Genomic DNA, 12,151 nt, shown 5'->3' with positions numbered 1-12,151 from the left:
ACCGATTTTACATTCCGACCAAGGTTGGCAATATCAGATGATAGATTATCAACACATACTCAGGGAGAATGGCATTCAAAGTATGTGAAGGGAAATTGTTTAGATAACAGTAGAATGGAAAGCTTCTTTAGATGTTTTAATAACTGGAAAAAAAGCTCCATGAGCTAAATAAGTCTAACTTTTTGGGGTCAGATCATTTATCAATAAACTGATCAAAAAAACCGAACTCAATGTTCGCTTTTCTTTTTCATTACATAATACGACGCGATTGAGTGTAGGTTCTAGCCCAATATTTTTCATCAAGGGAACTTATTGTCACGCCTTGCCCTGTACTTGCGTGCATAAATTGGTTATTACCAATATAAACACCAACGTGATTATTTTTACGGAAGAAAACTAAATCGCCTTTTTTAAGTTCTGATTTATTAATTTTTCTACCTAAATGACGCTGTTCAGCCGTAGAACGAGGCAATTCAATACCAAAAACTTCAGAAAAAGTAGTTTGCATAAATGCTGAACAATCAATACCACGTTTAGTCGTACCGCCCATACGATAGCGAGTGCCAACCCATTCATTATAAACACTGGCTAGAGCCTTATTGCCCATCAAAGCAGAGGAACGGTTTGTTCTCACTTTGTGAAAAATGCCTGTTCGATTATCTTTTTCTAAATTATTAATTAAACCAGTTAATTGAATATCATCATTTTCTGAAATAACCTGATGACTTACCGTTCGTGGTGCATTAGAACAAGCGGTTGCTAATACAGCTAAACCAATAATAACTAAAATTCTTTTCAACATAATTTCAAATAATTAAAAGAAATAAAATTTCGCAGCGGCTATCAAAATTTGAATAAAATTGCCAGTAAAAATCCAATTCTAATGGAATTTTTGTGATCTTTTACACAATGACTTAATTTGTTCCACCAACAGTAATTTCATCAATTTTTAGTGCTGGCTGCCCTACGCCAACAGGTACACTTTGTCCCTCTTTACCACAAACCCCGATACCTAAATCAAGTTCTGATTTATCTGCAACCATAGAAATCTTTTGCATCACTTCAATGCCACTGCCAATTAAAGTTGCACCCTTAACTGGTTTCGTGATTTTTCCTTTTTCAATTAAATAAGCTTCTGAAGTGGAAAATACAAATTTACCAGAGGTAATATCCACTTGCCCTCCACCAAAGTGCGGTGCATAAATCCCCTGTTTTACAGAAGCAATCAAATCATCAAACTGACTTTGTCCAGCAAGCATATAGGTGTTAGTCATTCTAGGCATTGGTAAATGGGCGTAAGACTCACGTCGTCCATTTCCTGTTGGAGCAACGCCCATCAAACGGGCATTCATTTTATCTTGCATGTAACCTTGCAAAATCCCGTCTTTGATGAGTACATTGCACTGGCTTGGCACACCTTCATCATCAATAGTTAGTGAACCTCGACGATTTTCAATCGTACCATCATCCACAATCGTACATAACGGTGAAGTCACTTGCTCACCAATCTTGCCTGTAAAAAGTGAACTTTCTTTACGGTTAAAATCGCCTTCTAAACCGTGCCCAACAGCCTCGTGTAACAGCACACCAGGCCAACCTGCGCCTAACACAACAGGCATTAATCCTGCGGGGGCTGCAACTGCACTAAGGTTTACTAAGGCCTGACGAACCGCTTCTTTAGCAAAAAGTACTGCTCTAATATCGCCATCAACAACTTCAAAGAACCAATCTAAACCGAAACGCCCACCAGAACCACAACTTCCTCGTTCACGTTTTCCATTTTCCTCTACTAACACAGAAATAGATAAGCGAACTAAAGGGCGAATATCTGCGGCTAATGTGCCATCTGTCGCCATAATTAATACTTCTTCATAAACGGAACTGAGGCTTGCTGAAACCTTGGTGACACGATGATCTTCTGCGCGCACTGTACGATCAACCAAATGTAATAGCTCAATTTTTCTCTCTTTAGTCAAACTTTCCAGAGGATTAATCGCCGCATAACGAGCAATAGGATTTACAACATTAAAAGCGGATGGCGAAATCAAATTCCCCTGTTTGACTTGCGCGATCCCCTTTACCGCCTCCGCACATTGCTGCAAAGAAGAAAGATTAATTTGATCGGCATAAGCAAACCCCGTTTTCTCACCAGAAACTGCCCGCACACCAACGCCACGATCAATATGAAAACCGCCTTCTTTTATAATACCGTCTTCTAATACCCAACTTTCATCTTGGCTAAGTTGAAAATACAGATCGGCATAATCAATATTGCGATGCGACATAATGTCAAAAATATTGAGTAATGATTTAGTTGAAAGATTACTTGGTGTCAGTAATGTATTTGAAACTTGGTTTAACATATTTTTTCCAGTCTAAAGTAAATATCTTGTGAGTGCTTGTATCCGTTTAATACAACAGCACAGATTAAAATCGGATTAATAAAGTGCGGTTGATTTTGAGGTTATTTTTCCAAATGCGCTAATCCAAATTGATACAAAGCATTCTTCTTATAACCATACAACTCAGCCACTATAGCTGCTGCTTTTTTAAGTGGCAATTCTTCTGCAATTAACTCAAGCGCCTTTACCGCTTGCGGCGAAATTTCATCGTTATTGTCAGACTTTGGTTTGCCTTCCACAATCAAAACCATCTCGCCTTTTGTACGATTGGGATCTTCTAAAAGCCATTCGCGTAAATTTTTAATCGTATTCCCCGTAATCGTTTCCCAAGTTTTAGTCATTTCACGGGCTAACACAATGTATCGTTCTTCCCCTAGCACCGCTTGCATATCTTCTAGTGTATCTAAAATACGGTGAGTGGATTCATAAAAAATCAAAGTGCGGTCTTCTTCTGCGATATTTTCTAATTTATCTTTGCGCGCTTTACTTTTCGCGGGTAAAAAACCCTCAAAACAAAATCTATCAGAAGCAATCCCCGATGCACAAAGAGCGGTAATTGCCGCACAAGCTCCTGGCAAAGGCACAACTCGAATGCCAACTTCACGGCATTGGCGTACTAAATGAAAACCAGGGTCACTGATTAATGGCGTCCCCGCATCAGAAATCAAAGCAATATTACTCCCCTGCTTGAGCTTTTCCACCAAAATATGGGCTTTTTCTTGTTCGTTATGATCGTGCAAAGCAAAAAATGGCTTCTTAATGCCGTAATGGCTCAATAAAAGTCCACTATGGCGAGTATCTTCTGCTGCAATTAAATCCACTTGAGCAAAAGTCTCTAAAGCACGCTGGGTAATATCTTGTAAATTGCCAATCGGTGTGGCAACAATGTATAAAATTCCGGTTAAATCAGTCATTTTTGTTTGCTTTTAAGTTATGAGATAAGTAAGATCTGCTGCAACTATTGTCTGTTTATGATGGAGCAAAGATGTCTATTCTATTACAAGGCGGACGTTTTAAAAAACGTTTAATGCCAATTTTATTGTCAATGGCTTTAGCTGGCTGTTCAAATCTACTTGGTAGCAATTTCACGCAAACCTTACAAAAAGATGCAAATGCAAGTTCTGAATTTTATATAAACAAATTAGGGCAAACGCAAGAACTTGAAGATCAACAAACCTATAAATTGCTCGCGGCTCGCGTGTTAATCCGTGAAAATAAGGTTGAACAATCGGCAGCGTTATTGAGGGAATTAGGCGAATTAAATGATGCGCAAAAATTAGATCGTGCATTAATTGAAGCGAGAATTTCTGCTGCAAAAAATGCCAATGACGTCGCGCAAAATCAATTACGTGCATTGGATTTAAATAAACTAAGCCCGTCACAAAAATCTCGTTATTACGAAACCTTAGCTATTGTTGCCGAAAACAGTAAAGACATGATTGAAGCGGTAAAAGCGCGGATAGAAATGGATAAGAATTTAACAGATGTACAACGTCGTCAAGATAATATTGATAAAACTTGGGCTTTATTGCGTTCAGCGAATACTGGCGTTATTAATAATGCCTCTGATGAAGGTAATGCAGCTTTAGGCGGTTGGCTAACATTAATCAAAGCCTACAACGATTATATTCGTCAGCCTGTACAATTAAGCCAAGCCTTACAAAGTTGGAAAAATGCTTATCCAAATCATGCAGCCGCAACGTTGTTCCCAAAAGAATTGCTTACATTGCTTAATTTCCAACAAACCACTATTTCACAAATTGGTTTACTCTTGCCATTAAGTGGTGACGGACAAATTCTTGGCACAACCATTCAATCGGGTTTCAACGACGCAAAAGGTAACTCAACCATTCCAGTGCAAGTATTTGATACCTCAATGAATTCTGTACAAGATATCATTGCTCAAGCAAAACAAGCAGGAATTAAAACCTTAGTCGGCCCATTACTAAAACAAAATCTTGATGTGATTTTAGCAGATCCTGCTCAAATTCAAGGTATGGATGTGCTTGCATTAAATGCCACACCACATTCTCGTGCGATTCCTCAACTTTGTTATTACGGACTTTCTCCAGAAGATGAAGCTGAATCTGCCGCCAATAAAATGTGGAACGATGGCGTGCGTAATCCACTTGTCGCAATGCCGCAAAATGATTTAGGACAACGCGTAGGCAATGCCTTTAATGTGCGTTGGCAGCAATTAGCAGGTACTGATGCGAATATCCGTTACTACAATTTGCCTGCGGATGTGACCTATTTCGTTCAAGAAAATAACTCAAATACAACCGCACTTTATGCCGTAGCAAGTCCAACTGAACTGGCAGAAATGAAAGGTTATTTAACAAATATCGTACCTAATTTAGCGATTTATGCCAGTTCTCGAGCAAGCGCAAGTGCGACAAACACTAATACCGACTTCATCGCACAGATGAACGGTGTACAGTTTAGTGATATTCCATTTTTTAAAGATACCAATTCTCCACAATATCAGAAGTTAGCAAAATCCACGGGGGGCGAATATCAATTGATGCGTTTATATGCAATGGGTGCGGATGCGTGGTTGCTCATTAATCAATTTAATGAATTACGCCAAGTGCCAGGCTATCGCTTGAGTGGCTTAACAGGGATTTTAAGTGCTGATACCAACTGTAATGTTGAACGCGATATGACTTGGTATCAATATCAAGATGGTGCAATTGTACCAGTTGCAAACTAATGTTTTCTTTAAAACGTCAGCAAGGGGCGAGCTTTGAGCATCAAGCTCGCCTTTTTTTAGAATCAAAAGGCTTAACATTTATTGCGGCTAATCAAAATTTCAAATGTGGTGAACTTGATCTAATAATGAATGACAAAGAAACTATCGTCTTTGTTGAAGTTCGCCAACGAAGTCATTCCGCCTATGGTTCTGCTATAGAAAGCGTAGATTGGCGAAAACAACAAAAATGGTTAGATGCCGCAAATTTATGGCTTGCAAAACAAAATATGAGCTTAGAAGATGCTAATTGCCGCTTTGATTTAATCGCTTTTGGCAAAACACCTCAAGATATTCAATGGATTCCTAATTTTCTCGATTAATGGCTTTTTATAATGTTACAAAAAGTAAAAGATATTTATAGCGAAAGTATTCAAATTCAAATTGCAGCATCAAGTATGCTTTCTGAAAATATTACCAACGCCACACAAATGGTAATGCAATGTTTATTAGGCGGTAATAAGGTTATCGCCTGTGGCGTGTCGCGTTCTTATGCCAATGCACAGTTTCTCGTCTCAAACTTACTTAATCGATATGATTTAGTTAGACCGAGCTTCCCGTCTGTGTTATTGAGCTTAGAAAGTGCGGTGGGTTCTTCACTTGTTTTTGAACAATCGCCTGAAGAATTGTATTGTCATCAATTTAATGCCATTGCAAAATCGGGCGACTTACTTATTGCTTTTGCACCTTTGGGGACAGAAAAAATCGTACTAAATATTATTTCTCATGCTGTCAGCAAAGAAGTTAATGTTATTGCGCTAACTGGCTCTAACAACGATGCCATTCAAGGAATTTTAGCAGACAATGACTTGGAAATTTCGATTCCAGCCATCAAGGAAAGTCGCATTTTAGAAAATCATCTTTTTGTGATTAATGCAGTTTGTGAATTGGTTGATCAGACTTTATTCCCAAGTGCTTGACAGGAAAATAAATCACTTTCAAACTAATAGTAATTTAATCTAAAAAGGAGTTAATTATGACATTATCCCCGTTAAAAAAACTCGCTATCCTGCTTGGGGCGACTATTTTTCTACAAGGCTGTGTTGCAGCTGTGATTGGAGGTGGTGCTGTAGCAGCTAAAGTAGCTACCGATCCCCGAACGACAGGGACACAAATTGATGATGAAACCCTCGAATTTAAAGTAGAAAATGCTGTAGAAAAAGATGCCCAAATTAAGGCTGAAGGCCGTGTAAATGCAGTGTCTTACAATGGCCGAGTACTTTTAATAGGTCAAGTTCCTAATAGTGATGTAAAAGACACTGCCACAGCTCTTGCAAAGGGTGTTAAAGGTGTAAATGAAGTTTATAATGAACTAACTGTTAGCTCAAAAATCTCTTTTGCACAAATCAGTAAAGATAGTTGGCTCACAACGCAAGTCAAATCTAAGATGTTCGTTGATGGTCGAGTTAAAGCCACAGATGTCAAAGTGATTAGCGAAAATGGAGAAGTATTTTTACTGGGTAACGTCACACAATCTCAAGCCAATGCGGCAGCCGACATCGCCAGCAAAATCAGCGGCGTGAAAAAAGTAATTAAAGTATTCAAATACCTAGACTAATCCTTCAAAGTGCGGTGAAAAATTCAACAAATTTTTACCGCACTTTTTCTTATTTTTCTAAATAAAAAATTTTAATTTTTATTCTCACAAAAACCGTTTATTTTTAAATAAGTTATCTATTGTCAAGAATCAAATCAAAAAATTTATTACTTGCGATCTTTTTTCAAACACATTATCTTGTGCATCGTTTTCATAAAAACACTATATCTTGTGTTTTAAATCCTGTTTTAAATAACAACAAGAAGGCTAATACAATGAATAAAAGTTTAATGGTTACAAAGCGTGACGGTACGCAAGAACAAATCAATCTTGATAAAATCCATCGTGTGATTACGTGGGCTGCTGAAGGACTAGACAATGTTTCTGTTTCTCAAGTAGAACTTCGTTCACATATTCAATTTTATGAAGGCATTCGCACTTCAGACATCCACGAAACCATTATTAAAGCAGCCGCAGATTTAATCAGCAAAGATTCGCCAGATTATCAATATTTAGCTGCTCGTTTAGCGATTTTCCATTTACGTAAAAAAGCCTATGGTCATTTCGATCCCCCTCGTTTATACGATCACGTCAAAAAACTAGTACGTATGGAAAAATATGATCAAGCGTTATTAGATGATTATACTCGTGAAGAATGGGACACAATGGACGGCTTCATCGATCATTGGCGTGATATGACGTTTTCTTATGCTGCAGTGAAGCAATTGGAGGGTAAATATTTAGTACAAAACCGTGTGACGGGAGAAATCTACGAGTCTGCACAATTCTTATATTTGCTGGTTTCCGCAAGTCTATTCTCTAAATATCCAAAAGAAACACGTTTGGATTATGTAAAACGTTTCTACGATGCCACATCGACTTTCAAAATTTCCTTACCTACACCAATTATGGCGGGTGTGCGTACACCAACTCGTCAGTTCAGCTCTTGCGTATTAATTGAATGTGATGACAGTTTAGATTCAATCAATGCAACAGCATCAGCTATTGTAAAATATGTTTCACAACGTGCAGGGATTGGTATTAATGCAGGGGCTATTCGTGCATTAGGTAGCGAAATTCGTGGTGGAGAAGCATTCCATACAGGTTGTATTCCATTCTATAAATATTTCCAAACTGCGGTGAAATCTTGCTCACAAGGTGGCGTTCGTGGCGGTGCAGCAACACTTTATTACCCAATTTGGCACTTAGAAGCAGAAAACTTGCTCGTATTAAAAAATAACCGTGGTGTAGAAGACAACCGTGTTCGTCATATGGATTATGGCGTCCAGTTAAACAAATTAATGTATCAACGTTTAATTAAAGGTGGCGAGATTACTTTATTTAGTCCATCAGATGTACCTGGACTTTATGAAGCATTCTTTGCGGATCAAGACAAATTTGAAGAACTTTACGTAAAATACGAACAAGATCCAACTATCCGTAAGCGTACTGTTAAAGCAGTTGAAATCTTTTCTTTATTAATGCAAGAACGGGCATCAACGGGTCGAATTTACATTCAAAACGTGGATCACTGTAATACCCACTCTCCGTTTGATCCACAAGTTGCACCAGTTCGTCAATCTAACTTGTGCTTAGAAATTGCATTACCAACTAAACCGCTTCAGCACATTAACGATGAAAATGGGGAAATTGCACTTTGTACACTTTCCGCTTTTAACTTAGGTAAAATTGAAAACTTAGATGAATTAGAAGAACTTGCGGATCTTGCGGTTCGTTCTCTTGATGCCTTATTAGACTATCAAGATTACCCTGTTGTGGCAGCAAAACGTAGCTCACTTGCACGCCGTTCACTCGGTATTGGGGTCATTAACTATGCGTATTACCTTGCGAAAAATGGTGTTCGCTATTCTGATGGTTCAGCCAACGATTTAACACACCGCACTTTTGAAGCCATTCAATATTATTTGTTGAAAGCCTCTATGAACTTAGCAAAAGAGCAAGGTGCATGTGAATACTTCAATGAAACCACTTATGCAAAAGGCATTTTACCGATTGATACCTATAAGAAAGATTTAGATGCCTTAACACAAGAGCCTCTACATTATGATTGGGAAAGTTTACGTAAAGATATTCAAGAATTTGGTTTACGTAACTCAACATTAACTGCCTTAATGCCATCAGAAACATCATCGCAGATTTCCAATGCGACTAATGGTATTGAGCCACCACGCGGTCACGTAAGTATTAAAGCATCAAAAGATGGTATCTTAAAACAAGTTGTACCTGAATATGAAAATTTAATGGATAACTATGAATTACTTTGGGATATTCCAAGTAATGACGGCTACTTACACTTAGTCGGTATTATGCAAAAATTCGTGGATCAAGCGATCTCTGCAAACACAAACTATGATCCAAAACGTTTTGAAGACGGCAAAGTACCAATGAAAGTGTTGTTAAAAGATTTATTAACCGCTTACAAATACGGTTTAAAAACCCTTTACTATCAAAATACCCGCGACGGTGCCGAAGATGTTCAAGAAGATCTTGATGACGGCTGTGCTGGTGGGGCTTGTAAGATTTAACTGGAGGTAGAATATGCTAATTACGGTAGATTTTGGCTCAAATATGGAAAAACTATATTCTAAAGAATATTTATTGGATTTTCTTTTCAATGCATCATCATTACTACAAAATGAACATCCAAATATTAAATTAGAACTATATTCCCCCACTCGAGATATAAACAAGCCTTTGTTGGCCTCTATATACATAGAGGTTTCAAAAGGAGTCAAGGTGGTTAGAGACGATACTGAATATGAAATTGGTTGGGAGCTCCAAAATTTATGGAAAAATTACACTAAAAAAAATCCCATCCAATAGCGCAAGCGTCCACGTTTGTGCTAAGTAAATAGACAAAGGCACAAGTGAATACGCTTGCGCCAGTATGAAAAAACGTTTAAAAAACTGACCGCACTTTACTCATAAAATTAAAGGACAAACAAAAATGGCATACACCACTTTCTCACAAAACAAAAACGACCAATTAAAAGAACCGATGTTCTTTGGTCAAAACGTTAATGTTGCGCGTTACGATCAACAAAAATACGAGACTTTTGAGAAGCTGATTGAAAAACAACTTTCTTTTTTCTGGCGTCCAGAAGAAGTAGATGTATCGCAAGACCGTATCGACTACGCAGCATTGCCTGAACACGAAAAACACATCTTCATCAGCAACTTAAAATATCAAACCTTATTGGATTCTATTCAAGGTCGTAGCCCGAACGTGGCATTATTGCCTTTAGTGTCGATTCCTGAATTAGAAACTTGGATTGAAACTTGGACATTCTCTGAAACCATCCACTCTCGCTCTTACACACATATTATTCGTAATATTGTGAACGATCCTTCTATCGTATTTGATGACATCGTAACTAACGAAGAAATCATCAAACGTGCACAAGATATTTCATCTTACTACGATGATTTAATCCGTGATAGCCAACTTTATGGCTTATACGGCGAAGGCACTTATACCGTAGATGGCAAAGAATGCGTCGTAACTTTACGTAGTTTGAAAAAACAACTTTACCTTTGCCTAATGAGCGTGAATGCACTTGAAGCAATTCGTTTCTACGTTTCTTTCGCTTGTTCATTTGCTTTTGCTGAACGTCGTTTAATGGAAGGGAATGCAAAAATTATTAAATTTATCGCACGTGATGAAGCCTTGCATTTAACAGGTACACAGCATATTTTAAATATTATGGCTGCAGGTCAAGACGATCCTGAAATGGCAGAAATTGCGGAAGAATGTAAACAAGAAGCCTATGATTTATTTGTTGCAGCGGCAGAACAAGAAAAAGCTTGGGCTGATTATCTATTTAAAGACGGTTCTATGATCGGCCTCAACAGAGATATTTTAGTTCAATACGTAGAATATATTACTAATATCCGTATGCAAGCTGTTGGATTGCCACTACCATTCCAAACACGTTCAAATCCAATTCCTTGGATTAACGCTTGGTTAGTGTCAGATAACGTACAGGTTGCACCACAAGAAGTAGAAGTAAGCTCTTATCTTGTAGGTCAAATTGACTCAAAAGTTGATACGAATGATTTTGACGATTTTTCTCTCTAATTAAAAACACATAAAAAACTAACCGCACTTTGGAATATTCTTTTTAAATATTTAAAGTGCGGTTAATTTTTTATTCATTTTAAAAGGCTTTCTAACACAGAAAGCCTTTTATTTCTTAGATTTCTAATAACAATCTTGTTGGATCTTCCAATAATTCTTTAATCGTTACCAAGAAACCAACAGATTCACGGCCGTCAATTAAACGATGATCGTAAGATAAAGCAAGGTACATCATAGGATGAATCACAACTTGACCATTAAGCGCAATCGGGCGTTCTTTAATAGCGTGCATTCCTAAAATCGCACTTTGTGGTGGATTGATAATTGGAGTGGACATAAGAGAACCGAACACGCCACCATTTGTAATAGTAAAATTGCCGCCAGTAAGATCTTCTACTGTTAATTTGCCATCACGACCTTTTTCAGCTAATGCTTTAATTTGTTTTTCGATCTCTGCCATACTGAGCTTATCGCAATCACGAAGCACTGGTGTGACTAATCCACGTGGTGTTGAAACTGCAATACTAATATCAAAATAGTTATGGTAAACAACATCATCCCCATCAATAGAAGCATTCACTTCAGGATAACGTTTTAATGCTTCCACAACCGCTTTAATATAAAAAGACATAAAGCCTAAACGGACACCATACTGTTTTTCAAATTTTTCGCCGTAGGTTTTACGCAAAGTCATTATCGGCTGCATATCCACTTCATTGAAAGTAGTAAGCATTGCTGTACTATTTTTGGCTTCAAGTAAACGTTCAGCAATACGTTTACGCAAACGGGTCATTGGCACACGTTTTTCAGAACGTGCGCTATAAGCCACCGTACTAATTGTATTTTGCTCAGTGGCAGCTTCTTGTTTCACTTGCTGTGCTTGTCGTTTTGCAATTTCACGTTCAATATCTTCACGTGTTAAACGACCACCCACACCCGAACCTTGAATTTGATCTGCTTGTAAATCATGTTCTGCTAATAAACGACGAATTGCAGGGCTCTGATCCGCATTATGATTATGACTATTTTCAATCGCTGCATTTTGACGATCAGATGGTGTGGGTTCATTCGTTGCTTTTAACGTCGCTGAACTGACATCTCCTTCTTGAGCCGTAGAAATTTTGCCTAGCAACTGTTTACTCACCACTGTTTCGCCCTCAGCTTGAACAACTTCAGCCAGTACACCATCAGAAAGTGCGGGAACTTCTAGCACGACTTTATCCGTTTCAATTTCCACAATAACCTCATCACGTTTCACAGTATCGCCCAGTTTTTTATGCCAAGTGGCAACAGTTGCATCTGCAACTGATTCAGGTAGGTCTGGAACAAGAATTTCGATTGTCATTTTATTTTTCCTTTTCTTC

Annotated in this window: 11 protein-coding genes and 1 pseudogene; 8 read left to right on the top strand and 4 right to left on the bottom strand. The window is 38.0% G+C overall.

Annotation, left to right across the window (positions count from 1 at the left end; all coding sequences use genetic code 11):
- Positions 1–129, top strand: a pseudogene (locus HMPREF2813_RS10140) (IS3 family transposase); the annotation flags it as partial.
- 121 nt (positions 130–250) lie between these two features.
- Here HMPREF2813_RS10140 and HMPREF2813_RS05855 read toward each other — a convergent pair.
- From HMPREF2813_RS05855 to rsmI, 3 genes are all read right to left on the bottom strand, one after another.
- Positions 251–802 (bottom strand): NlpC/P60 family protein, encoded by a 552-nt coding sequence (locus tag HMPREF2813_RS05855; protein ID WP_014550686.1) that lies wholly within the window; start codon positions 800–802, stop codon positions 251–253.
- Between the two features lie 112 nt (positions 803–914).
- Positions 915–2,363: a metalloprotease TldD gene (gene tldD, locus HMPREF2813_RS05850; protein ID WP_011961889.1), complete on the bottom strand. Its 1,449-nt coding sequence runs from the start codon at positions 2,361–2,363 to the stop codon at positions 915–917.
- Between the two features lie 101 nt (positions 2,364–2,464).
- Positions 2,465–3,316, bottom strand: a complete 852-nt coding sequence (rsmI, locus tag HMPREF2813_RS05845) for a 16S rRNA (cytidine(1402)-2'-O)-methyltransferase (RefSeq protein ID WP_011961888.1) — start codon at positions 3,314–3,316, stop codon at positions 2,465–2,467.
- A 71-nt stretch (positions 3,317–3,387) separates the two neighbouring features.
- Here rsmI and HMPREF2813_RS05840 point away from each other — a divergent pair, with 71 nt between their 5' ends.
- From HMPREF2813_RS05840 to nrdB, 7 genes are all read left to right on the top strand, one after another.
- Positions 3,388–5,115, top strand: coding sequence for a penicillin-binding protein activator (locus HMPREF2813_RS05840; protein WP_014550685.1), 1,728 nt, complete (start codon positions 3,388–3,390; stop codon positions 5,113–5,115).
- Positions 5,115–5,474, top strand: coding sequence for a YraN family protein (locus tag HMPREF2813_RS05835; RefSeq protein WP_005654204.1), 360 nt, complete (start codon positions 5,115–5,117; stop codon positions 5,472–5,474). Before HMPREF2813_RS05840 ends, HMPREF2813_RS05835 begins: the two co-directional genes overlap by 1 nt.
- A gap of 12 nt (positions 5,475–5,486) precedes the next feature.
- Positions 5,487–6,071, top strand: coding sequence for a D-sedoheptulose-7-phosphate isomerase (locus tag HMPREF2813_RS05830; RefSeq protein WP_011961886.1), 585 nt, complete (start codon positions 5,487–5,489; stop codon positions 6,069–6,071).
- A 56-nt stretch (positions 6,072–6,127) separates the two neighbouring features.
- Positions 6,128–6,709, top strand: coding sequence for a division/outer membrane stress-associated lipid-binding lipoprotein (gene dolP, locus HMPREF2813_RS05825; RefSeq protein WP_011961885.1), 582 nt, complete (start codon positions 6,128–6,130; stop codon positions 6,707–6,709).
- Between the two features lie 254 nt (positions 6,710–6,963).
- Positions 6,964–9,234 (top strand): class 1a ribonucleoside-diphosphate reductase subunit alpha, encoded by a 2,271-nt coding sequence (gene nrdA, locus HMPREF2813_RS05820; RefSeq protein WP_011961884.1) that lies wholly within the window; start codon positions 6,964–6,966, stop codon positions 9,232–9,234.
- Positions 9,235–9,247: 13 nt separating this feature from the next.
- Positions 9,248–9,532, top strand: coding sequence for a hypothetical protein (locus tag HMPREF2813_RS05815; RefSeq protein ID WP_011961883.1), 285 nt, complete (start codon positions 9,248–9,250; stop codon positions 9,530–9,532).
- A gap of 124 nt (positions 9,533–9,656) precedes the next feature.
- Complete coding sequence (gene nrdB / locus HMPREF2813_RS05810; RefSeq protein WP_005650087.1) at positions 9,657–10,787, top strand: class Ia ribonucleoside-diphosphate reductase subunit beta; 1,131 nt, start codon at positions 9,657–9,659, stop codon at positions 10,785–10,787.
- A gap of 115 nt (positions 10,788–10,902) precedes the next feature.
- Here nrdB and odhB read toward each other — a convergent pair whose 3' ends face one another.
- Entirely contained in the window at positions 10,903–12,132 is a 1,230-nt protein-coding gene (gene odhB, locus HMPREF2813_RS05805; protein ID WP_011272725.1) for a 2-oxoglutarate dehydrogenase complex dihydrolipoyllysine-residue succinyltransferase, read from the bottom strand.
- Positions 12,133–12,151: the final 19 nt, after the last annotated feature.

Origin of the sequence: Haemophilus sp. HMSC066A11 (genome assembly GCF_001811665.1) — a bacterium.
GTDB lineage: Bacteria > Pseudomonadota > Gammaproteobacteria > Enterobacterales > Pasteurellaceae > Haemophilus > Haemophilus influenzae.
This window is presented reverse-complemented; position numbering and strand designations above follow the sequence as displayed.

What these genes read in the sequence shown, in the direction of transcription:
- HMPREF2813_RS05855 (WP_014550686.1), bottom strand. Translation starts at nt 802, where the DNA reads ATGTTGAAAAGAATTTTAGTTATTATTGGTTTAGCTGTATTAGCAACC.
- tldD (WP_011961889.1), bottom strand. Translation starts at nt 2,363, where the DNA reads ATGTTAAACCAAGTTTCAAATACATTACTGACACCAAGTAATCTTTCA.
- rsmI (WP_011961888.1), bottom strand. Translation starts at nt 3,316, where the DNA reads ATGACTGATTTAACCGGAATTTTATACATTGTTGCCACACCGATTGGC.
- HMPREF2813_RS05840 (WP_014550685.1), top strand. Translation starts at nt 3,388, where the DNA reads ATGTCTATTCTATTACAAGGCGGACGTTTTAAAAAACGTTTAATGCCA.
- HMPREF2813_RS05835 (WP_005654204.1), top strand. Translation starts at nt 5,115, where the DNA reads ATGTTTTCTTTAAAACGTCAGCAAGGGGCGAGCTTTGAGCATCAAGCT.
- HMPREF2813_RS05830 (WP_011961886.1), top strand. Translation starts at nt 5,487, where the DNA reads ATGTTACAAAAAGTAAAAGATATTTATAGCGAAAGTATTCAAATTCAA.
- dolP (WP_011961885.1), top strand. Translation starts at nt 6,128, where the DNA reads ATGACATTATCCCCGTTAAAAAAACTCGCTATCCTGCTTGGGGCGACT.
- nrdA (WP_011961884.1), top strand. Translation starts at nt 6,964, where the DNA reads ATGAATAAAAGTTTAATGGTTACAAAGCGTGACGGTACGCAAGAACAA.
- HMPREF2813_RS05815 (WP_011961883.1), top strand. Translation starts at nt 9,248, where the DNA reads ATGCTAATTACGGTAGATTTTGGCTCAAATATGGAAAAACTATATTCT.
- nrdB (WP_005650087.1), top strand. Translation starts at nt 9,657, where the DNA reads ATGGCATACACCACTTTCTCACAAAACAAAAACGACCAATTAAAAGAA.
- odhB (WP_011272725.1), bottom strand. Translation starts at nt 12,132, where the DNA reads ATGACAATCGAAATTCTTGTTCCAGACCTACCTGAATCAGTTGCAGAT.